The following is a 22,811-nucleotide window of genomic DNA, read 5'->3' as shown; positions in this document are numbered from 1 at the left end:
TCCTAACTATTCCCGAAGATATCGTGATACGCCGATGCCAGACGCAGCGGGTCGTGGACTGGACGGCGGCTCGACGCCCCCACTTTACCCAAGACCACCTCTGCACCGATCATCCCGGCAGCGCGTTCGAATTCCTTGACGTCCGATATTGAGGAGGGGTCGGCCAGGACAACGTCCACACTGAACTCCGGCGCGTAGTGGCGCAGGGCATCCAGGTGGTCCGCAGCGGACATCCCGGAAGTTTCCTTGGTGTCCATGGCGAGGTTCATGGTGAGGCAGCGTTTGGCCGGGGTGTCGCACAGGGCCTGGCGCATTTCGGGCAGCAGCAAATGCGGCAGCACGGACGTGTACCAGGAACCGGGACCCAGAATGATCCAGTCCGCGAGCTCGATCGCAGTCAGCGCCTCGATACAGGCGCGCGCGTCCTCCGGAAGGAGCCTGACGTTTTCGAGGGATCCGGCGACGGCGCACTTGGCCTGGCCTTTGACAGCCTGGAACTCGTAACCGCCCCCTGGCAAGGGCACCCTGACGTCGCCCTCGATGTTCAGCGGTTGCGTGGACATCGGAAGGACCTGGCCACGGGCACCCAAAAGGGCGCCTGCCCATTTCAGTCCGGCCACGGCGTCGCCCAGGAGCTCCCAGAGGGTGACGATGAGCAGGTTTCCCATGGCGTGATCGTCCAAGGAACCCTGGCTACCGTTCGGCGTCCTGAAGCGATGCTGCATGACGTCCCGCCAGGTGCGCCCCCAATCGGTGTCGTCACAAAGGGCGCTCAGCGCCATGCGAAGATCGCCCGGCGGAAGGACGCCGTACTCTTCACGCAGCCGCCCGGAGGATCCGCCGTCGTCGGCTACGGTGACAATCGCGGTGAGCTCGGAGGTCAGGAGCCGCAACGCCGACAACGACGCGGAAAGCCCGTGTCCGCCGCCGAGCGCCACAACCGAGGGGCCCTTGGCGGGCTGGCTGCCCGGGGTGCCCTTCGGTGGAACCAGCGGCAGGGGTCCGGTCAGGACCCCCATTACTCGCGACCCAGATCGCGGTGGCTTGTGGTGACGGTGACGCGGGGATATTGCGCCAGCCGTTTGGAAAGTTCGACGGCGACCGCGACCGAGCGGTGCTTCCCGCCCGTGCAACCCACAGCAATGGTGGCGTAGTGCTTGTTTTCTGTGCGATAGCCGTCCAGGACAGGTTCCAAGGCGAGGACGTAGCGGTCAACGAAGTCCTTCACTCCCTCGGCACCCAGCACGTAATCGCTGACATCGGCGTCGAGTCCAGTGTGCGGACGCAATTTCGGAACCCAATGCGGGTTGGGGATGAAACGTGCATCCGCCACGAAGTTGGCGTCCACGGGCAGTCCGTATTTGAAGCCGAAGCTCATGACGTTCAAGCGCAACGCGACAGGGCCCGTGTCGGTGAAAAGTTCGGTGATGGCGGTTGCCAGGCCGTGGACGTTGTACGTGCTCGTGTCCAGCACCACGTCCGCTGATTCCCGCAGTTCCTTCAGGACGTCGCGTTCGGCCGCGATGCCGTCCAGGATCCGGCCGCCACCTTGGAGCGGATGCGGGCGGCGGCCCTGCTCGAAGCGCCGCACCAGGACGTTGTCGCTGGCATCGAGGAAGAGGACACGGAAGGTGATTCCGCTGGCGCTGAGGGCGCCGAGCGCCGTCCTGATATCGGTGAAGAGGCCTTTGCTGCGCACATCGACGACGACGGCGAGCTTGGGGATGGACTGGGGCGCGTGCGAGACGATTTCGGCAAGCGTCCCCAGCATCTGCGGCGGGAGGTTTTCGACGACGTACCAGCCGTGGTCTTCCAGGGCGTCCGAGGCGGTGCTGCGGCCTGCTCCGGACATGCCAGTTACCACCAGCAGTTCCGCTTCGACAGGCTTGACGGGGATGAGACCGTCCTGCTCCGCGCCGGATCCTGCTGTTGACTCTGACATCAAGTGTCCCCGTTTCTGAGATGGTCCAAAGTTTCTGGGATGGTCCAAGGCAGACCACCTCCTGGAGCGGTCCGCTTCTTACCCTAGCTAAATTTCAAGGATTTCGCCGGTGGTCATGTTCACGGCAGGCGCGGTCTCTCCGGAGGCGCCGGCAGCCGCCAGATGGCTCACGACGGCTTCCGCCAAAGCCGGGCCGATCCCCTTCGCGGCGGTCAGCTCAAGGGCCGTTGCGGCTTTGATCTTCTTGAGGGAACCGAAGTGCGCAACGAGCGCCTTCCGTTTAGCCTCGCCGAGGCCCGGAACGCCGTCGAGTGCGGACACCGTCATGGCCTTTCCACGCTTCTGCCGATGGAAGGTGATGGCGAAGCGGTGGGCTTCGTCGCGGATGCGCTGGAGCAAGTAGAGACCCTGCGAAGTGCGGGGCAGAATCACCGGGAAGTCGCTGTCCGGCAGCCAGACTTCTTCAAGCCGCTTGGCCAGGCCCACGACGTAGACGTCATCGATCCCCAGTTCCGCGAGTGCCCTCGCGGCGGCATTCACCTGGGGCTGCCCGCCGTCGACGACGACGAGGTTCGGCGGATAGGCGAATCTCGCCTTGGCTCCCGTGAGGGCAGCGTCATCAGACGACGGTTCCCCGGCGCCGGGATTCGGAACTTCTCCGCTCTTGGGAAGCTGGGCGGATTTGTCCTGCAGGTAGTGCCTGAAGCGCCTGGTAAGGACGTCGTGCATTGCAGCGGTGTCGTCGCTTGCCGCCGCGCCCGTGATGGAGAACTTCCTGTAGTCGGCCTTCTTGGGGAGGCCGTCCTCCACCACCACCATGGACGCAACCACGTTGGTTCCCTGCACATGGGAAATGTCGTAGCACTCGATCCGGAGCAGCGGCACGGGAAGCTCGAGGGCTTCCTGCAGTTCCTGGAGCGCCTGGGAGCGGACAGTGATGTCGCCGGCCCGCCGGACTTTGTGAAGCTTCAGCGCCTGCTCGGCGTTTTCGCGAACGGTGGACATCAGCGCGGCTTTGTCACCGCGCTGCGGCACCCGGATATCCACCTTGGCGCCCCTGAGGCCGCCGAGCCATTCGAGCAGTTCGTGATGGTTGCTCGGAATCTCCGGCACGAGGACTTCGCGCGGAATACGGCCCTGGTTGTCGCTGTCCTCGCCGTAGACCTGCAGCAGGAGGTGCTCGATGAGCTCCGGAGTGGTGGCGTCTTCGACTTTCTCCACGACCCAGCCCCGCTGGCCGCGCACCCGGCCACCCCTGACGTGGAATACCTGGACGGAAGCCTCGAGGTCGTCGTCGTACAGGGCGAAGACATCCGCGTCGGTGTCCTCGGAAAGCACGACGGCGTTGCGCTCGAACACTTTGCGGAGGGCGATGATGTCGTCCCGGAGCCGAGCTGCCCGTTCGTAGTCCAGCTCGGCGACGGCGGCGCCCATGTCCTTTTCGAGGCGCGTGATGAAGCGTTTCGCTTCGCCGCCCATGAATGAGCAGAAGTCTTCGGCAATGGCCCGGTGCTCCTCGGCGGTGACACGGCCGACACACGGGGCCGAACACTTGTCGATGTAGCCGAGCAGGCATGGCCGACCGCTGGCCTGGGCGCGCTTGAGCACGCCGGGGCTGCAGCTGCGGACCGGAAAGACCCGCAGCAAGGTGTCCATGGTTTCGCGGATGGCCCCGGCTGTGTACGGCCCGAAGTAGCGGGTGCCCTTGCGGCGCTCCCCGCGCATGACCTGGACCCGCGGGAGCTTCTCCCCCATGCTCACCGCAAGGTACGGATACGTCTTGTCATCACGGAAGACGACGTTGAAGCGGGGCTTGAATTCCTTGATCCAGGTGTATTCGAGCTGGAGCGACTCAAGCTCGCTGCCCACCACGGTCCATTCGACGCTGCTGGCCGCGTGCACCATCGCGTGCGTCTTCGGCAGCAAGCCTGCGGGGTTGGCGAAGTACGAGTTCAGCCGGGAGCGGAGGTTCTTCGCCTTGCCCACGTAGATGACGCGGCCGTGCGGATCCCGGAACCGGTAGACGCCGGGGGTGGTGGGGATTTCTCCCGTCTGGGGTCGATAACTCGCTGGATCTGCCACAGATCCAGTCTAGTAAGGGAATCGCACTCCCCCGTACGGGCCGGCCGGCCCGCGGAAGCTACTCCGCGGACTTGCTCTGGTTGTAGCTGGTGGAACGTTCCTGGCCGCTCAATGCCGCGATGGCATCCATGATCTTGTCGGTGACTTCGCGCCTGGCCGGCAGGGAATGGTCCGGACCGGTTTTCTCGAAGTAAAGCGGCTCGCCGACCTTCATGGTGAAATGCTGCGGACGAACGGTGTTGCGGTCCACAGGCTGCAGCTTGTCGGTGCCGATAAGGCCAACCGGAATCACGGGCGCCCCCGTGGTCAGGGCAAGCCAGCCGACCCCGGTACGTCCGCGGTAGAGCAAGCCGTCCCTGGAGCGGGTTCCCTCCGGATAGATACCGATGCCCCTGCCGTTCTCCAGGATGTCCAGGAGGGTCTTGAGGGCCTGCACACTTGCTGCCTGCTCTCCACGTTCCACCGGAATGGATCCGACTGCCTGGAAGAACGCCTTCATCGCCCGGCCTTTGAAGCCTTTGGTCGTGAAGTACTCGGCCTTGGCAAAGAAGCCCACCGGCCGCGGCATCAAGGCCTGGACAATCACGCTGTCCAGGAAAGACAAATGGTTCGGCGCCACAATGAAGGGCCCTTCCTTGGGCACGTTTTCCAGCCCGATGACGGTTGGGCGGCAGGTGCTGGAAATCAGTCCGCGCGTGGTCCAGCGGATGACATCAAAGGCTTCCATCGTTCTGCACCTCGCTCAGGGCCGTCGCGTGGACAGCGTCAAGTTCTTCGATCTTCTTCAGCAGCTGCGCCGCGTTGTCCACGACGGCGACGGCGCCTGCCTCCTGAAGTTCCCCGTCGGGCGCAAATCCCCAACTGACCCCGATGCAGTCGAGTCCGTTGGCCATGGCACCGGCAACATCCTGGTGGCGGTCCCCGACCATCACCGCGGGCTGGGAACGCAACGTGGCCAGCGCGGCACCAACGATCGCCACTTTGCCCGGAGCTGTATTGGCGGCCATTGACTCATCGTCCGGGGCACCGCAGATGGAGGCAAAGAAACCTGCGATGCCGTGGTGCTCCAACACGGTGTGCGCCAAGCCTTGAGGTTTCTGGGTGGCCACGGCAACCGGCCGCCGCGACTCCGCGAAGAACTGCAGGAGCTCACGGATACCGGGATAAAGGCGGCTTTGACCGATTCCGACGGAACGGTAGTAGCTGCGGTAAAGCCCGATGACGTCGTCGACTTTTCCCGCGGGAACCCCGGCAATGTGTGCCAGCGAATCGCTGAGCTTGGGTCCAACCATGGAATCCAGCACGGCTTGTTCCGGGACACGGAGGCCCATTTCGCCCAGGGCCGCGGCGATGCCGCCGGTTATGCCACCTGCAGGATCGACAAGGGTGCCGTCCAGATCAAAGATTACGGGCACCATTGTTTGAGTCACCGGGTTAGTTTCTCACGAGTTGAGGCATGCCTGAAACTCACATGCCGGCCGGGGAATACTTCAATCGCCACCGAATATTCCCCGGCTGTTCACACGGGACTAGCTGAGAATCTCCGCCAGGAACGTCGCGGTATGGCTTTCGGTGGACTTGGCAACCTGTTCGGGCGTCCCCGTAGCCACGATGCGCCCGCCGCCTGAACCGCCATTGGGGCCAAGGTCCACAATCCAGTCGGCGGACTTGATGACGTCAAGGTTGTGTTCAATCGTGATGACCGTGTTGCCCTTGTCCACCAAACCCTGCAGCACCATCAGCAACTTGCGGATGTCCTCGAAATGGAGGCCCGTGGTGGGCTCGTCCAGGACATATACGCTCCGGCCATTCGAACGCTTCTGCAGTTCCGAGGCCAGCTTCACGCGCTGGGCCTCGCCTCCGGAAAGCGTGGTGGCGGGCTGTCCGAGACGGACATAGCCGAGGCCGACGTCGACGAGGGTGTTCAAATGCCGGGCGATGGGGGTGAAGGCGGCAAAGAACTCGGCGCCCTCCTCGATGGGCATGTTGAGGACGTCAGCGATGGTCTTGCCCTTGTAATGGACCTCCAGGGTCTCCCGGTTGTACCGGGCGCCATGGCACACCTCGCACGGTACATAGACGTCCGGCAGGAAGTTCATCTCGATCTTCAGGGTGCCGTCGCCGGAGCATGCCTCGCAGCGGCCCCCCTTGACGTTGAAGGAGAAGCGTCCAGGCTGGTATCCGCGGACCTTGGCTTCAGTCGTTTCCGCGAAAAGCTTCCGGATGTTGTCGAAGACGCCGGTGTAGGTGGCGGGGTTGGAACGCGGGGTCCGCCCGATGGGGCTCTGGTCCACGTGGACCACCTTGTCGAGATGCTCAAGGCCTGCCACGGAACGATGCCGGCCGGCAACCTGCTTGGCACCGTTGAGCTTGTTGGCAAGAACCTTGTAAAGGATCTCGTTCACCAGGGTGGATTTTCCTGAACCGCTGACGCCCGTGACAGCTGTGAAGAGGCCCAACGGGAAGGTAGCGTCAACGTTGTTCAGGTTGTTTTCGCGGGCGCCGATGACCTTGAGCTCGCGCTTCTTGTCATACTTGCGCCGCTTGGCAGGGATGTCGATCTTGCGTCGCCCGGACAAGTAGTCGCCGGTCAGCGAGTTCGTGTTTTCCAGGAGTTCCTTGTAGGAACCGGAGTGCACCACCTGGCCACCGTGCTCGCCGGCGCCGGGTCCAATGTCCACCACCCAGTCGGCCTCGTGGATGGTGTCTTCGTCGTGCTCGACCACGATCAGCGTATTGCCCAGGTCGCGGAGCCTGGTCAGTGTTTCGATGAGGCGCCGGTTGTCTTTTTGGTGCAGCCCGATGGACGGCTCGTCCAGGACATACAGGACGCCCACCAAGCCGGAGCCGATCTGCGTGGCAAGCCGGATGCGCTGGGCTTCGCCGCCGGACAAGGTCCCGGACGGCCGTTCGAGATTCAGGTATTCGAGCCCGACGTCCAGGAGGAATGTCAGGCGCGCCTGGATCTCCTTGAGAACCTGGTGGGCGATCTGGGCCTCGCGGTCAGTGAGCGTGAGGCTGCCGAGGAAGTCGGCGCAGTCCCGCATCGGAAGGGCTGCTACCTCAGCGATGGACTTGCCGTTGATCAGCACCGAGAGCGAGGCCGGGTTGAGCCGGGCGCCGTTGCATTCCGGGCAAGGAATCTGCCGCATGTACTCTTCGTAGCGGTCGCGGGCCCAATCGGAGTCCGTTTCACCGTGTTTGCGGTGGACGTATTGGATAGCGCCTTCGAAGCCTGTGCTGTACTTGCGCTCCCGGCCGAACCTGTTGCGGTACTGCACTACGACCTTGTGGTCCTTGCCGTACAGCACGGTTTGCCGCACTTCCTGCGGCAGCTTCTCCCAGGCGGTGTCCATGGAGAAGTCGAGCTCCAAGGCGAGGCCTTCCAGGAGCCGGTTCCAATACTCCGTGGTGGCAGTTCCCAACGACCAAGGCGCAATGGCCCCCTGGTTCAAGGAAAGTTCCGGGTTGGGGACGACCAATTCTTCATCGACTTCGAGCTTGGTGCCGATACCGCTGCAGGCTGCACATGCGCCGAAGGGGTTGTTGAATGAGAAGGAGCGCGGCTCGATTTCGTCGATGGCCAGCGGGTGCTCATTGGGGCATGCAAGGTTTTCGGAAAAGGCCCGGATCCGGGCAGGGTCCTCGGCGTCGAGGTCCACGAACTCGACCAGTACACGGCCTTCCGCAAGCCTGAGCGCGGTTTCGATCGAGTCCGTCAGCCGTTGGCTGATCCCTTCCTTGACCACGAGCCGGTCCACCACCACTTCGATGGAGTGCTTGAATTGCTTGCCGAGCTTGGGGGGATCGCTTAGCTGGACGAGCTCGCCGTCGACCCGGGCACGTGAGTATCCCTTGGCAGTGAGCTCTTTGAAGAGCTCGACGAATTCACCTTTGCGTCCGCGGACCACTGGAGCAAGGATCTGGAAGCGGGTGCCGGATTCGAGTTCCAGCAGCTGGTCGACGATCTGCTGCGGAGTCTGGCGCGTGATCGGTTCGTGGCATATCGGGCAATGCGGCCGGCCGACCCGTGCCCAGAGAAGGCGCATGTAGTCGTAGATCTCGGTGATGGTGCCCACGGTGGAACGCGGGTTCTTGCTCGTCGACTTCTGGTCGATGGACACTGCCGGTGAAAGGCCCTCAATGAAATCCACGTCCGGTTTGTCCACTTGGCCCAGGAACTGGCGGGCATAGGCGGACAACGACTCCACGTACCGGCGCTGGCCCTCGGCGAAGATGGTGTCGAAGGCCAAGGACGACTTACCTGATCCTGACAAGCCTGTGAAAACGATCATGGCGTCACGGGGAAGGTCGAGATCGACGTTGCGCAGGTTGTGTTCGCGCGCTCCCTTGACCACGAGCCGGGACAGGTCATGTCTTACGGGCAGGGCAGGTTGCTGCTCGGAAACGCTTGCGAAGGATTCGACGGCGGGGACTTCAGCTACGGCTTTAGGCACCCACTAATGCTAATCGAAAACTTCTTCGAATTTCCATGTGGCTTCCCGCAGCCTACCGACGGGTATCAATCGGCGTCGTAGGCCGCTGCCAGAAGCTGCACAGCCTCCGCGAAACTGGCACCCTGCGCTTTGGCCGCTGCCGAGTAGCTCGCCGCTACGGCTGCCAAGGCGCTCCAGCGGTCATCGCGGGCGCACACAACCGTCCCGTTGCGGCCACGGGTGGCGACCACCCCGGCAGCTTCAAGTTCCTTGTAGGCCCGGGCCACCGTGTGGGGGGCGACATCCAATTGTTCGGCCAGGCTGCGGACTGCGGGAAGCTTGGTCCCGGCAGCCAGGGTGCCGCCGTCGGCCAATTCGATGACGCGGAGCCGAAGCTGTTCATACAGGGCGACCGTGCTGGACTGATTGGGACGCCACGAACCGGGAAACTCAAGCGGGCTCATTTGCTGCACTCTTCCCCTGCTCGGCGCGATGCTTCGCGGACCTCACCGGCATCTCTGCGAGCTCGCCGCCTCCGGCGGCGAATTGCGCGTCGTGCAAGCGGGCATAGTGCCCACCGAGCTCCAACAGCGAATGGTGGGTGCCGTGTTCAACGATCCGTCCGTGGTCCATGACGAGAATTAGATCAGCGTCGCGGATAGTGGACAAGCGGTGCGCAATGACGAATGACGTCTTGTTGCTCCGAAGCCTGTGCATTGCCTGGCGGATGAGGACTTCCGTGCGGGTGTCCACTGAACTTGTCGCCTCGTCCAGGATCAGAATGGGGCGGCCCGAGAGCCGTGCGCGCGCGATGCTCAGCAATTGCCGCTGGCCCTGGCTGAGGGGTTCCCCTCCGTTGCTGAGCATGGTGGAGTACCCGTTGGGCAGCGAGCGGACAAAGTGGTCAACATGGCTCGCCTCAGCTGCGGCCACGACGTCTGCCTCGCTGGCGCCCGGAAGTCCATACTCGATGTTCTCCCGGATTGTGCCGGTGAAAATCCATGGATCCTGGAGAACGACGCCGAAATTCCGGCGGAGTGCATCCCGTCCCATTCCGGCGATGTCCACGCCGTCGATCGTGATCCTTCCCGAGCCGAGTTCGTGGAAACGCATGAGGAGGCTGACCAGGGTGGTCTTCCCCGCTCCGGTGTGCCCGACAATGGCCACCGTCTGTCCCGGTTCCACATGGAAGGACAGATCCTCGATGAGGGGGGCATCCGGCCGGTAGCTGAAGGAGATGTGTTCGAAGGCAACCCTTCCCGAAGGGAGATCAAACCGTGCATCAAAGCTTGAACCGTCGGCGCGGGCAGCGGGGCCCTGTTCCGGCAGTTCGGCTCTCAATTCGGCTGCGTCCAACAGCTCGAAGACCCTGCCGGCGGAAACTGCGCAGGACTGCAGGACCTGGGCCATTCCGCCGATCTGGCCCAGCGGCTGGCTGAAGAGCCGGTTGAATTGGATGAACGCCTGGATGCCTCCGATGCTCATCCTCCCGGCAAGGAACTGGAGTGCACCAACAATCGCAACCCCCACGTAGCTGGCGTTCGACACGAAAGCCATGAGGGGTACCAGCAACCCTGAAGCGAACTGTGCCTTGGAACTGGCGGCGTACAGGCCGTCGTTGTGGCCGGCGAAGCGGGCCGCCATCGACGACTGGGCGTTGAAAAGCTTGATGGTCTCATGACCGGTGGCGGTCTCCTCCACGAGGGAGTTCACGTCCCCTGTGGCTTCCCACTGCCGGACGAAGTACTTCTGCGAGCGTCGGGTCACGACTATCGACGCAAGGGCGGACACGGGAACAGCCATCAGGGATACGACGGCGAGGAGCGGCGAGAGCAGCAGCATCATCGCGAGGGAGCCAAGGACCATCAGCGTTGAGGTGAGGAGCTGGGAAAGGAGCTGGTTGAGCGTCTGCGACACGTTGTCGAGGTCGTTCGTGGCCCGGCTCATGACGTCGCCCCGGGAGCGGCCGTCGTAGTAGGCCAGGGGAAGCCGGTGCAGTTTGGCTTCCACGGCTTCCCGGAGGTCGTATGCGAGCCGCTGCACGGCGAGGGCGTTGAGGCGGCCCTGCGCCCAGCTGAGCAGCGAGGTGACGCAATACATGCCTGCAGCCACAAGCAACAGGAAGACGAAGCGCCCGGCGTCGAACTGCGCTCCGAACACGGCGGCTGCGACGACGTCGGTGGCGTCGCCGAGTATTTTAGGGGCGGCGACATTGAGCGTGACAAAGCCGCAGCTGCACAGGATCGCCGCGGTCATGATTCCGCGGGCGGGCTTCATCAAGCCCACCAGGCGCAGGAGCGACCGCGACGGGTTCGGTGTGACGCCGGGGTGCTCGCCTTCGCTGCTCACGCCGCTTCTTCCGTTTCCATCTGGGACGCTACGATTTCCCGGTAGGTCTCCGAGGACTCGAGAAGTTCGTCATGGGTTCCTTTTGCCAGCAGGCGGCCCTCGTCGATGAGCAGGATCTGGTCCGCCGACACCACAGTGTTGACGCGCTGGGCCACGATGATGACGGCTGCCCCGCGGAGTTCCGGTTCAAGCGCGGCACGGAGTTTCGCTTCCGTCACCGTGTCCAGCGCCGAGAAGCTGTCGTCGAAGAGGTAGACAGATGCGGGGCGCAGGATTGCACGTGCTATGCATAAGCGCTGTCGTTGACCGCCGGAGAGACCGGCGCCGCCCTGGGACAACGTGGTTTCCAGGCCCTGCGGCAAATCGTTCACGAAATCCGCGGCCTGGGCCGTCTCAAGGGCATGCCACAATTGAGAATCCGTCGCGGACGGCAGTGAAATCCGCAGGTTCTCGGCGATGGTTCCGCGGAAGAGCCAGGTCTCCTGGGGCACGACGCCGAGCTGGTCGCGCAAAGCACCGAGGGGAACGGCGGCGATGTCCCGGCCATTGAGCGAGATGGTTCCGCTGCTTGCCTCAAGCAGCCTCGGCACAAGGCTGACGATGGTCGACTTGCCGCTTCCCGTGGAGCCGATGACCGCCGTCGTGGTTCCCGGCGCAGCATGGAAAGTGATGCCTTCCACCACGGGGGTTTCGGCTCCCGGGTAGGCGAAGACGACGTTGTCGAAGCGCAGGCCTTCCGCCGAAGGACGGGCCGCCGCTCCCCCGGCAGTGGTTCCCGGCAGGACCTGTTCAGAATCCGTGGCGAGCACTTCGGTGACGCGTTCAGCGCTGACAGCCGCCCGGGGTGCCGTGCTTAGCACGTACATCGCCATCATGATCGCGAGGAGGATCTGCATGATGTAGGCGATGAACGCGGTGAGCGCACCGAGCTGCATGTCGCCGGCAATGATGCGGTGGCCACCGAGCCAGACCACACCTGCGGAAGAGAGGTTGACCACGGTCATGACGAGCGGAAGCATGGCCGCGACGATCCTGGCAGAACGGAGGTTGTTCTTTGTCAGGGCGACGTTGGCGGCCTCGAACCGTTTCATCTCAAACGGCTGGCGGACAAAGGCCCGGATGACCGCGGTCCCCAGGATCTGTTCGCGGAGCACGCCGTTGATCCGGTCCACCAGGCCTTGGCCTTCGCGGTACAGCGGGACCAGCTTGCGGACAATCAGCAGCATGATGAGCAGCAGCACGGGAACGATGGCGAAAACGATCCAGGACAGGGCCACGTCCTGTTCGACTGCCAGGATCACGCCGCCGACGCCCATGACGGGCGCTGCCACCAGCATGCTGAAAACGAGCACCGTGATGTTCTGCAGTTGCAGGACGTCATTGGTGGTCCTGACCACGAGGCTGGCCGGCCCGAAGGCGGCGACGTCCTGGTCGGGCAGGGAGTGGATCTTGTCGAAGAGTTCCTGCCGCAGTCCGCGGCCGACCTTCATGGCGACAATCGCTCCAAGGTAGCCGGCCAGCACGGCGGCAAGCACCTGGATGACTGTAAGGAGCATCATCCAGGCGCCCAGGCGCAGGATCACCTCGCTGTTCCCGGCAACAAGGCCGTCGTCGATGATCTCGGCGTTGAGGGTGGGCAGGAGGAGTGTGGCGCCGGTCTGGACAAGCTGGAGGAGAACGATGGCCAGCACGTGGGCCTTGAAGGGGGCGAGCCGCTGCAACAGCAAGGATGCCAGCACACTGCCTCCAATCGTCGGCCTCCGGAGCAGCGGATACACACGATGCCGCCCCGCGATCGCGTTGCCATTGTAGTTCAGATCACAGTGCGAAACCTTGTAATGGCGGCACTTCCGGCGTCCCGTGGGTCCGGGTCCGCTCAGCCCCGCTTCTGTGCCACCGCAAAAATCCGGCGGAAGGCAAACACCGTCCCGTGCCGGTCCGTTGGATAGGCCTCGCGGAGCGCTGCTGCGTAGTGCTTTTCGAAGGCGCGCGCTTCGACTTCGGGGAGGGCTGCGAGCACCGGACGCAGGCCGGTTCCCCGCACCCATTCCAGTACAGGATCGGTTCCCGGCAGAAGTTGCTCGTAGGTGGTTTCCCAAGCGTCGGCGTCGCATCCGGCGTCGAGCATGACCCGCAGGTAGTCGGCCGGCTCCCCGACCGCATCCTCGTGCCGGAGAACACCGGACAGCTTTCCGGACCATTCCGGCGAACCGGCCAGTTCGCGCATGAGCACATGGGAAGGCGCACCGAAGTTTCCGGGGACCTGGAGCGCAAACCATGCGCCCGGTTTCAGCGCTTCGAGCCACGCGGCCAGCATCGTCAAATGGCCCGGTACCCACTGCAGCGCCGCGTTGCTGACCACGACGTCGGTGTCCGCTTCCGGTGTCCACTCGGCAATGTCCTTGCGGACGAACGAAAGACCGGGTTGCGCGCGAGCGTGGACCTGGGCCCTGGCCAGCATTTCGGCTGAGGAGTCCAGCCCGACGACGGCGGCACCGGGCCATCGCGCCGCGAGGGTCGCCGTCAAGTTCCCCGGTCCGCAGCCCAGATCCACGACAAGCCGCGGGTCCTCCGCCGAAATCCTCGAGGTCAGGTCAAAAAACGGCCGGTCGCGGTGATTGCCGAACTCGATGTACTTCTCTGGATCCCACTTCACTGCTTCCTCCATCGCTCGTCTCCGCGGCCTGCTCCACCCACACTAAGCTGGAAGGCAATGAAACTTCTTGAGCAGCTCCCGGTAAACTCCAACGCTGGAACGTCCAACGCCGGATCGGGCAGCGGACGCGTCGACCCGGACGAAATCTACACACGTTTCGTCGAATGGACGGAGAGCCGAGGGCTTCAGCTCTACCCCGCCCAGGACGAGGCCATCATGGAACTCGCGTCCGGCTCCAACGTCATCCTGGCAACCCCCACCGGTTCCGGAAAGTCCCTAGTGGCGATCGCCGCGCACTTCGAGGCGATGTCCCGCGGCTTGCGCAGCTACTACACCGCCCCCATCAAGGCCTTGGTCTCCGAGAAGTTCTTCGCCCTCTGCGACATTTTCGGAGCCGAGAACGTGGGGATGATCACCGGTGATTCGGGAGTCAACCAGGATGCAACGATCATTTGCTGCACCGCCGAAATCCTCGCCAACATCGCTTTGCGCGAAGGCAAGGAAGCCGAACTCGGCACGGTCATCATGGACGAATTCCACTTCTACTCCGATCCCCAGCGCGGTTGGGCGTGGCAAGTGCCGCTCCTGGAACTCCCCCAGGCCCAGTTTCTGTTGATGTCGGCCACCCTGGGAGACGTCAGCCGGTTCGAAACCGGGCTGAGCGAACTCACCGGGCGGTCCACTACAACCGTCAGTTCGGCCGAACGGCCCATCCCGTTGCACTACTATTTCCAGGAAACGCCGGTCCACGAAACCCTCGAGGAACTGCTAAGCACCAAGCAGGTTCCCGTGTACGTGGTGCATTTCAGCCAGGTCGAAGCCATCGAGCGGGCCCAGAACCTCATGAGCGTCAACATGTGCACGCGCGAGGAAAAGGACAAAATTGCCGAGCTGATTGCCGGCTTCCGGTTCGCCGCCGGCTTCGGCAAAACCCTGAACCGGCTGGTCCGCCACGGCATCGGCGTCCATCATGCCGGAATGCTGCCCAAGTACCGCCGCCTCGTCGAACAACTGGCACAGGCAGGACTCCTGAAGGTCATTTGCGGCACCGACACTCTCGGCGTCGGGATCAATGTTCCCATCCGCACAGTCCTCTTGACTGCCCTCAGCAAGTACGACGGCGTGCGCACCCGCCTGCTGAACTCCCGGGAATTCCATCAGATCGCCGGCCGCGCGGGCCGCGCGGGCTACGACACTGCCGGAACAGTTGTGGTGCAGGCTCCCGAACACGTGGTGGAGAACGCGAAGGCGATGGCAAAAGCCACGGCGAAGTTCGGTGACGACCAGAAGAAACTGCGGCAAGTCGTGCGGAAGAAGCCGCCGGAAGGCTTCGTCTCGTGGGGGAAGCCCACCTTCACCCGTTTGGTGGAGTCCGTGCCGGACCCGTTGACCTCGAGTTTCACCGTGACGCATGCGATGCTGCTCAACTTGATGGAGCGCCCCGGCGATCCGTTCGCCGCTGCCCGCCGTCTCCTCACCGAAAACCATGAGGCCCGGCCGGCCCAACTGCAGCTCATGAAGAAGGCCCTGAGTATTTACCGCGAGCTGCTGGCGGCCGGAGTGGTTGAACGCATTCCCGAGGCCGAGCAGGAGAAAGAAGGCCGTTCCGTCCGGCTGACCGTTCACTTGCAAGCCAACTTCGCCTTGAACCAGCCGCTTTCACCGTTTGCCCTTGCCGCGCTTGAGCTCCTGGATCCGGAGTCGCCGTCGTACGCCTTGGACGTCGTGTCCGTGATCGAAGCCACCCTCGAGAAGCCCCGGCAGATCCTCTCCGCGCAGCAGAAGAAGGCACGCGGCGAGGCCGTCGCCGCGATGAAGGCCGACGGCATCGATTACGATCAGCGCATGGCCATGCTTGAAGCGGTCAGCTACCCGCAGCCCCTCGCGGAAATCCTGGGCGAAGCGTTCGAGGTGTACCGCAAGGCCGCACCTTGGGTGGGCGACTTTGAGCTGGCTCCGAAGTCGGTGGTCCGGGACATGTACGAGCGCGCCATGAATTTCGGTGAGTTCGTCCAGTTCTACGGGCTGGCCCGCTCCGAGGGGATCGTGCTGCGGTATTTGGCCGATGGCTTCAAGGCCCTGCGTCAGACGGTCCCCCAGGACTCGCTCCGCGAAGACCTCGAGGACCTCATCGCCTGGCTGGGTGAACTGGTCCGCCAGGTCGATTCGAGCCTGCTCGACGAGTGGGAAGAGCTCACCTCCGGGGTGGCTCCGACGCCGCACGACGCCCCGCCTCCTCCCCCGCCGTCGCTTACATCGAACATCCGCGCCTTCCGGGTCATGGTGCGCAACGAAATGTTCCGGCGTGTCGAGTTGTTCGCGGACGAGGACGCGGCCGCCTTGGGCGAGCTCGACGCCGGCAGCGGCTGGGATGCGGAGCGCTGGGAAGACGCTTTGGACGACTACTTCGACGAACACGACGACATCGGAACCGGCCCCGACGCCCGGGGCCCGGGACTCCTCATGATCACGGAGGAACCGGGCATCTGGCGGGTGCGGCAGATTTTCGATGACCCGGCCCGCAACCATGACTGGGGCATCTCCGCCGAAGTGGACCTGGCAGCCTCGGATGAGAGCGGCACCGCCGTGGTCAAGGTGACCTCCGTCAACCGCCTCTAGGCGCCTAGTAAGCTCGAATCATGAGTGTTGTCCGCCCTGCCACAGCGTCCGACGTCCCCGCGATCCTGCAGATGATCCATGAGCTTGCGGTCTACGAAAAAGAGCCCGACGCCGTGAAGAACACGCCGGAAATGCTGTCCGATGCCCTGTTCGGCGAGAATCCGCGGGTGTACGCGCACATGGCGGAAAACGCAGCAGGGGACGTCCAGGGATTCGCCTTGTGGTTCCTGAACTACTCCACGTGGGAAGGCGTCCACGGGATCTACCTCGAGGACCTTTACGTCACGCCCGAGGCCCGGGGCGAGGGCCACGGCAAGGCGCTCCTGCAGCATTTGGCCGCCACCGCCGTCGAACGCGGTTACGCAAGGGTGGAGTGGAGCGTCCTGGACTGGAACGAACCGTCGATCAACTTCTACCGCAGCCTGGGCGCCGTGCCCATGGACGGCTGGTCAACGTTCCGGCTGACCGGCGAAGCCCTGGGTGCCTTCGGCAGCGACAAGGTCATGGCTCGTGGCTGAGCGGGTGGTTGAGGGCATGGTTGGGCGCACGAGTCGGGCCGCCGCTGGGCAAACGGTTGAGCACGCGGCCCACACCATCCGGGCACATCACGAATTCAGGGGTGTCCGCACCACCGAGCACTTTTTCACGGTCCCCCTCGACCACTGGGCCTCCGGGGGTGCGGACGCTCGTGGCACCGCCGAAACGATCACCGTCTTCGCACGGGAGTTCGTCTCCGCCGAGCACTCGGAGGAAGATGCTGCCCGGCTGCCATGGTTGCTCTACCTCCAGGGCGGCCCCGGCGGACGCGGAACCCGGACCACGTCCCTGTCCGGCTGGATGAAGGCTGCCGCAAGGAGTTTCCGCATCCTGATGCTAGATCAACGGGGAACGGGCCTGTCCACGCCGGCGGACCGCAATACCTTGCCGCTCCGCGGCGACGCCACGGCGCAGGCTGAATACCTCACCCATTTCCGGGCGGACTCGATCGTGGCCGACGCCGAACTCATCCGGAAGGCCCTGGGTTCGGAGCCGTGGACCGTCCTCGGCCAAAGCTTCGGCGGTTTCTGCGCGCTGACATACCTGTCCTTCGCGCCGGAAGGTTTGAGCGAAGTCCTCATCACGGGAGGGCTGGCGCCGTTGGAAGGTCCCGCCGAGCGCGTCTACCGGGCCACCTTCCAACGGGTTGCGGAACGAAACGCGGAATACTTCGCGTGGTATCCGGAGGACCGCAAGCTGGTCACCCGGATTGCACGGCACCTGGAATCCACGGAGGAGCGGCTGCCCAGCGGAGAACGCCTCACCACGGAACGCTTCCAAATGGTGGGATCGTTCCTGGGCGGGAACGCCCGTGTGGATGCCCTGCACACCCTCCTGGAGGACGCCTTCGTGCCCTCCCGGGACGGAGAGCGCCTCTCGGATGCATTCCTTGAACAGGTCCACGGGCTCGTTTCGCGGGCGTCGAATCCCCTGTACGCAGTCTTGCACGAGTCCATCTACGGCCAGGGACAGGCCACGGACTGGGCGGCGTGGCGGGTCCTCGCGGAATTCCCCGGGTTCCGGCCCGACGCCGCAGAACCGCTCCTGACGGGCGAAATGGTCTATCCCTGGTATTTCGAACAGGATCCGGCGCTCGTGCCCCTGCAGGAAGTAGCCGGACTGTTGGCCGGCAAGGAAGACTGGAAGCCGCTCTACGATGTGTCCCGGCTGAACGCGAACACTGTGCCCGTCGCGGCCGCCGTGTACCGCGACGACATCTACGTGGACTTCCAGCTATCCATGGAAACCGCAGCGGCCGTGCGCGGACTCCAGGCGTGGACCACAGGGGACTTTCATCACGACGGGATCGGCGAAGACGGGGAAGGTATCTTCAACCGACTTCTGGGAATGGCCCGCGGCACGAAATGAGCCCCGGGCGCAGCTAAGCCCCGGGGCTCCGAAGCCTTCGGCATTTGTCAGTGGCTTCGCATTTGTCAGGGGCCGCTGACTTTGTTCATGCTCTTGCGGGAGTCTTCCTCGAGCCGGGCGTCCAGTTTGGACTTGCTGGCGGCGGGGGTCAGGAGGCTCGCGACAACCGCTACCACGATGGTGCCGATGATGACCGCCAGGGACACATAGGTCGGGATCTCCGGAGCCCATTCAATATGGTGGCCGCCATTGATGAAGGGCAGTTCGTTGACGTGCATGGCGTGCAGGACCAGCTTGACACCGATGAACGCGAGGATGACCGACAAGGCGTGCTTGAGGTAGATCAGCCGGCTCATGAGGCCGCCAAGGAGGAAGTACAGCTGGCGCAAGCCCATGAGGGCGAAGATGTTGGCGGTGAAGACGATGAAGGGGCTCTGAGTCAGTCCGAAGATGGCTGGGATGGAATCCACGGCGAACAAGAGGTCCGTCATGCCGATGGTCACGAAGACGATCAGCATCGGCGTGAACAGTTTCTTGCCGTCGACCGTGGTGCGCAGCTTGCCGCCGTCGAACTTCTCCGACATCGGGACAACTTTGCGGATGCGGGCAATCAGCGGGTTTTCGACGCCCTCTTCCTCGTCTTCGCCGTTGTCCGTGGCCTGCTTCCACGCGGTCCACAGCAGGAACGCGCCGAAGATGTAGAAGACCCAACTGAACTGCTCAATCACCACCGCACCGAGGGCAATGAAGATACCGCGCAGGACGAGGGCGATAATGATGCCCACCATCAGTACTTCCTGCTGGTACTTACGGGGCACCGAGAACCGCGCCATGATGATGATGAAGACAAAGAGGTTGTCGATGCTCAGGCTGTATTCAGTCACCCAGCCGGCGATGAACTGGCTGCCATGCTCCGGACCGGCGAACGCGAACATCGCTACGGCGAACACCAAGGCAAGGGTGACGTAGAAGGCGACCCAGAGACCGGCTTCCTTCATGGAGGGTTCATGCGGACGCTTGACCACCAGGAGAAGGTCGACAAGGAGGATGATTCCGAGAACGACGAAAGAGCCGATCTCAAACCAGGCGGGGAGTTGCATCTAAAATGCCTTTCGCAGGTACGCCAAAACGGCGTAAGTCTCTCCGACCTGCCTGCGTCACCCTGCCTCAAGGCAACAACGCTCAAACGGCGATCCACTAGGCCCGGCGAGGCAGCTGTGCCTTGCGTGTTGACGGACCTAGCGCTTGGGATACTCCCCTACGTAGGCCCAACTTTACCCTAAGCGTGCCCGGCGGACTGCATTTGGCGCAGTTCGCGCTTGAGGTCGCCCACCTCGTCACGGATCCTCGCGGCGATCTCGAACTGGAGTTCGGCGGCGGCCGCGTGCATCTGCTCGGTCAGCTGTTCGATCAGACCGACCAGGTCCTCGGCCGGCGCCGCGGCCAAGCCGTCTTGCCGGACCTTCGAAGCGCCCTTGCCCTTTCCGGTCCGGCCGCCCTTTCCGGCTGCGGCGAGCAACTCGCGGGTGTCGGCGTCTTCGCGGGCAAGCTGATCGGTGATATCCGCGATCTTCTTGCGCAACGGTTGCGGATCGACACCGTTCTCAGTGTTGTACTTGACTTGGATTTCCCGGCGGCGGTTGGTTTCCTCAATGGCCTTCGCCATGGAGTCCGTGATCCGGTCGGCGTACATGTGGACCTGGCCCGAAACGTTCCGAGCCGCGCGCCCGATGGTCTGGATGAGGGAAGTGGCCGAGCGCAGGAAACCTTCCTTGTCGGCGTCCAGGATACTGACCAGGGACACTTCGGGCAGGTCGAGGCCCTCGCGGAGCAGGTTGATGCCCACCAGGACGTCGAAACTGCCCATGCGGAGTTCGCGGAGCAGTTCCACGCGCCGGAGGGTGTCGACGTCGGAGTGCAGGTACTGGACCTTGACGCCGTGGCCCAGCAGGTAGTCGGTCAGGTCCTCGGCCATGCGCTTGGTCAAGGTGGTGACCAGCACGCGTTCGTCGCGCTCCACGCGCGTCCGGATTTCGCCAAGGAGATCGTCGATCTGGCCCTTGGTCGGCTTCACGATGACTTCCGGATCGATCAGTCCGGTGGGGCGGATGATCTGCTGGACGAAACCGTCGGCCTTGCCCAGCTCGTACTTGCCCGGGGTCGCGGAAAGGTAGACGGTCTGGCCCACCCGTTCCAGGAATTCGTCCCATTTGAGCGGCCTGTTGTCCATGGCCGACGGAAGCCGGAAGCCGTGGTCCACGAGGGTGCGCTTGCGCGACATGTCGCCCTCGTACATGGCGCCGATCTGCGGGACAGTGACGTGCGATTCGTCGATAACCAGCAGGAAGTCGTCCGGGAAGTAGTCGATGAGGCAGTGCGGGGCTGTGCCGCTGCCGCGGCCATCGATGTGGCGTGAGTAGTTCTCGATCCCGTTGCAGAACCCCATTTGCTGCATCATCTCGAGGTCGTAGGTGGTGCGCATGCGCAGCCTCTGGGCCTCCACCAGCTTGTTCTGGCCTTCGAGGACCTTGAGCCGCTCCGCGAGCTCTTCTTCGATGGCGGTGATGGCGCGGGACATGCGTTCCGGTCCGGCGACATAGTGCGAAGCCGGGAAGATGTACATCTCGGTTTCCTCGCGGATCACATCGCCCGTGACCGGGTGCAAGGTGTAGATGTTCTCGATCTCGTCGCCGAAGAACTCGATGCGCAAGGCCAGCTCTTCGTACATGGGGATGATTTCCACGGTGTCTCCGCGGACACGGAAAGTGCCGCGGTGGAAGTCCATGTCGTTGCGGGTGTATTGCATGGCGACGAACCTGCGCAGGAGATCGTCCCGGTTCAATTCCGCGCCCTTGGTGAGGGTGACCATCCCCGCGATGTACTCCTCGGGGGTACCCAGGCCGTAGATACAGGACACCGTGGCCACCACAACGACATCCCTGCGGGTCAACAGCGCGTTCGTGGCCGAGTGACGCAGCCGCTCGACTTCCTCGTTCACGGAGGAGTCCTTCTCGATGAAGGTATCCGTCTGGGGAACGTAGGCTTCGGGCTGGTAGTAGTCGTAGTACGACACGAAGTACTCGACCGCGTTGTTGGGCAGCAGTTCCCGGAACTCGTTGGCGAGCTGCGCGGCCAGGGTCTTGTTCTGGACCATCACCAAGGTGGGCCGCTGTACCTGTTCGATCAACCAGGCAGTGGTGGCACTCTTGCCCGTACCGGTGGCACCGAGCAGGACCACGTCTTTTTCGCCGTTGTTGATCCGTTCGGTCAGCTCCGCGATAGCGGCCGGCTGGTCACCGGCCGGCTTGAATTCGCTGATGACCTCAAAGGGCGCGACGACTCGGTTGATCTCCTGGGCAAGACTCATGAATCCAATGTACCCCCGCCCGCGGACAGTTACTGTCCGCGTTTTCCGGTTGAACGGGGACCGCCGGGGCGCGTCCAGCTGTCATCCAGCCGTCCCCTGATGGAACGGAACATCTTGACGGCGAACCAGATGCCGGACACAAGCCAGGGCGCGAAGGGCGCCGAGCTGCTGCCCCTCAAGACGGGACGTGATTCTCCGACCCCGGCCATGCGTACCGCCTAGCCTCGCGCCGCGGAGTGCGACGGCGGCTGCCACCCGCTGCTTCTGGCCCAGGCATCCATGAGCGGCCAGGCCACTTCGGTGAACCAGGGTTCCTTGGCTTCCGCATACGCCAAGGTCCTGTGGTCGCCCGCGTGGAGCGCGGCGAGCTCCTGTTTCATGTCCGCATACATGCTCACTGCCTCGGGGTTGGCGCGGAGCCAGTCCCTGAACAACAACGCATAACGCCAGCCTGGACTTCCAAGGACCCGGACATGGACATTCGCGGCCCGCCCGGGGTCCGCATTGCAATGGAAGCGTTTTTGCCATGCCGATGGATCCAGGTCCGGCGGCTTGGGTGTGTCACGGGCGGAAGCCTCCTGCAACGGGAAACCGGCCTCGCCCAAGGCCGTTGCTATCCGGTCCGCGGCTTCCAGCGAGGACACATTTACTTGCAGGTCGATGACGTCCTTGGCGGGAAGGCGGGGTACCGACGTCGAGCCGATGTGGTCTGCGCCCAGGATCTCCGGAGATGACCGCCTGAGCCTGGCAAGCAGCCGTTCGGCCTGGACCGGCCAGTCGGGGTTTGGCGGGGACAAGACGGGTCCGCCGGCCCGCGGTGCCGGGCGGCCGGCTGCAAGATTGCGGGCAAACGGTGCCAGTCGTTCATCCCATAGGGCTTCCACGAGCTTCGCAACGTCCTCAACGCTTCCGGAGTTGTCCAGCACGACGTCGGCCGCTGCCAACCGTTCGTCCCTGCCGGCTTGCGCGGCCATGCGGGAGACCGCGTCCTCGACCGTCATGCCGCGGATCTCCGTCATGCGACGGATCCGCTCTTCGTCCGACGCATCGACCACGAGCACCAAGTGGAAGCTGCTGCCTTGCCCGGTTTCAACCAGGAGCGGAATATCCTGGACGACGATGTCTCCCGGTTTGGCGGTCGCGAGCATCGCGGCGGCCTTCTCCCGGACGCGTGGATGGATGATCGCGTTGAGCGCTTCCCGGCGATCCGGCTCAGCGAACACAATCGCGCCGAGGCGTGCCCGGTCAAGGCGCCCGTCGCCGTCGAGGATGCCCTCGCCGAACTCGGCAACAACCTCCGCCAAGCCTGGCGTGCCCGGCTCCACGACCTCGCGGGCCAGCGCATCGGCATCGATCAAGACAGCGCCCAGCTCCCGCAGACGGGCGGACACGAGCGATTTGCCGGAGGCGATCCCGCCGGTAAGTCCAATCTTCAGCACCCCTCCACACTAGACT

The 22,811-nt window shown here is 63.8% G+C and carries 17 protein-coding genes; 4 read left to right on the top strand and 13 right to left on the bottom strand.

Annotation, left to right across the window (positions count from 1 at the left end):
• Window positions 1-2: 2 nt before the first annotated feature.
• The 10 genes from yvcK to AB0O52_RS05150 all read right to left on the bottom strand — a co-directional run bounded on the left by yvcK (window position 3) and on the right by AB0O52_RS05150 (window position 13,465).
• Complete coding sequence (gene yvcK / locus AB0O52_RS05195) at window positions 3-1,019, bottom strand: uridine diphosphate-N-acetylglucosamine-binding protein YvcK (protein ID WP_364534370.1); 1,017 nt, start codon at window positions 1,017-1,019, stop codon at window positions 3-5.
• Window positions 1,019-1,942 (bottom strand): RNase adapter RapZ, encoded by a 924-nt coding sequence (gene rapZ / locus AB0O52_RS05190; protein WP_364534367.1) that lies wholly within the window; start codon window positions 1,940-1,942, stop codon window positions 1,019-1,021. Before rapZ ends, yvcK begins: the two co-directional genes overlap by 1 nt.
• A gap of 87 nt (window positions 1,943-2,029) precedes the next feature.
• A complete protein-coding gene (gene uvrC / locus AB0O52_RS05185; protein ID WP_364534364.1) occupies window positions 2,030-4,024 on the bottom strand; it encodes an excinuclease ABC subunit UvrC in 1,995 nt (664 codons plus the stop codon).
• Between the two features lie 58 nt (window positions 4,025-4,082).
• The gene (locus tag AB0O52_RS05180; RefSeq protein ID WP_364534361.1) at window positions 4,083-4,751 is read right to left on the bottom strand and encodes a lysophospholipid acyltransferase family protein; all 669 of its coding nucleotides are present in this window, start codon (window positions 4,749-4,751) and stop codon (window positions 4,083-4,085) included.
• Complete coding sequence (locus AB0O52_RS05175; protein WP_364534358.1) at window positions 4,738-5,454, bottom strand: HAD hydrolase-like protein; 717 nt, start codon at window positions 5,452-5,454, stop codon at window positions 4,738-4,740. Before AB0O52_RS05175 ends, AB0O52_RS05180 begins: the two co-directional genes overlap by 14 nt.
• A 99-nt stretch (window positions 5,455-5,553) precedes the next feature.
• Window positions 5,554-8,481 (bottom strand): excinuclease ABC subunit UvrA, encoded by a 2,928-nt coding sequence (gene uvrA / locus AB0O52_RS05170; RefSeq protein WP_364534355.1) that lies wholly within the window; start codon window positions 8,479-8,481, stop codon window positions 5,554-5,556.
• Between the two features lie 65 nt (window positions 8,482-8,546).
• A complete protein-coding gene (locus AB0O52_RS05165) occupies window positions 8,547-8,924 on the bottom strand; it encodes a GntR family transcriptional regulator (protein ID WP_364534352.1) in 378 nt (125 codons plus the stop codon).
• Entirely contained in the window at window positions 8,911-10,809 is a 1,899-nt protein-coding gene (locus AB0O52_RS05160) for an ABC transporter ATP-binding protein (RefSeq protein WP_364534349.1), read from the bottom strand. The genes AB0O52_RS05165 and AB0O52_RS05160 overlap by 14 nt, the downstream gene beginning before the upstream one ends.
• Entirely contained in the window at window positions 10,806-12,548 is a 1,743-nt protein-coding gene (locus AB0O52_RS05155; RefSeq protein ID WP_364534346.1) for an ABC transporter ATP-binding protein, read from the bottom strand. Before AB0O52_RS05155 ends, AB0O52_RS05160 begins: the two co-directional genes overlap by 4 nt.
• A 137-nt stretch (window positions 12,549-12,685) precedes the next feature.
• Complete coding sequence (locus AB0O52_RS05150) at window positions 12,686-13,465, bottom strand: trans-aconitate 2-methyltransferase (RefSeq protein WP_364534343.1); 780 nt, start codon at window positions 13,463-13,465, stop codon at window positions 12,686-12,688.
• 57 nt (window positions 13,466-13,522) lie between these two features.
• Between AB0O52_RS05150 and AB0O52_RS05145 the strand changes: the two genes are divergently transcribed.
• Genes AB0O52_RS05145 through AB0O52_RS05135 form a run of 3 tightly spaced genes read left to right on the top strand, consistent with a single transcriptional unit; the run spans window position 13,523 to window position 17,989 of the window.
• Entirely contained in the window at window positions 13,523-16,084 is a 2,562-nt protein-coding gene (locus AB0O52_RS05145; protein WP_364534340.1) for a DUF3516 domain-containing protein, read from the top strand.
• 20 nt (window positions 16,085-16,104) lie between these two features.
• A complete protein-coding gene (locus tag AB0O52_RS05140; protein ID WP_364534337.1) occupies window positions 16,105-16,602 on the top strand; it encodes a GNAT family N-acetyltransferase in 498 nt (165 codons plus the stop codon).
• A gap of 16 nt (window positions 16,603-16,618) precedes the next feature.
• Window positions 16,619-17,989, top strand: coding sequence for an alpha/beta fold hydrolase (locus AB0O52_RS05135; protein WP_364534808.1), 1,371 nt, complete (start codon window positions 16,619-16,621; stop codon window positions 17,987-17,989).
• Between the two features lie 65 nt (window positions 17,990-18,054).
• Here the strand turns inward: AB0O52_RS05135 and AB0O52_RS05130 are convergent, their stop codons facing one another.
• Window positions 18,055-19,089 (bottom strand): TerC family protein, encoded by a 1,035-nt coding sequence (locus AB0O52_RS05130; RefSeq protein WP_364534334.1) that lies wholly within the window; start codon window positions 19,087-19,089, stop codon window positions 18,055-18,057.
• Between the two features lie 179 nt (window positions 19,090-19,268).
• Complete coding sequence (gene uvrB, locus AB0O52_RS05125) at window positions 19,269-21,356, bottom strand: excinuclease ABC subunit UvrB (RefSeq protein ID WP_364534331.1); 2,088 nt, start codon at window positions 21,354-21,356, stop codon at window positions 19,269-19,271.
• A 99-nt stretch (window positions 21,357-21,455) separates the two neighbouring features.
• On the opposite strand from uvrB, the gene AB0O52_RS05120 reads away from it, so the two are divergent.
• Window positions 21,456-21,578 carry a hypothetical protein gene (locus AB0O52_RS05120; RefSeq protein WP_364534328.1) on the top strand — a complete coding sequence of 41 codons (123 nt, stop codon included), beginning with the start codon at window positions 21,456-21,458 and terminating at the stop codon, window positions 21,576-21,578.
• Here the strand turns inward: AB0O52_RS05120 and coaE are convergent.
• A complete protein-coding gene (coaE, locus tag AB0O52_RS05115; protein ID WP_364534325.1) occupies window positions 21,575-22,795 on the bottom strand; it encodes a dephospho-CoA kinase in 1,221 nt (406 codons plus the stop codon). The genes AB0O52_RS05120 and coaE overlap by 4 nt on opposite strands.
• Window positions 22,796-22,811: the final 16 nt, after the last annotated feature.

Origin of the sequence: Arthrobacter sp. NPDC080073 (assembly GCF_040686575.1) — a bacterium.
In the GTDB taxonomy this organism is placed as follows: Bacteria; Actinomycetota; Actinomycetes; order Actinomycetales; family Micrococcaceae; genus Arthrobacter.
This window is presented reverse-complemented; position numbering and strand designations above follow the sequence as displayed.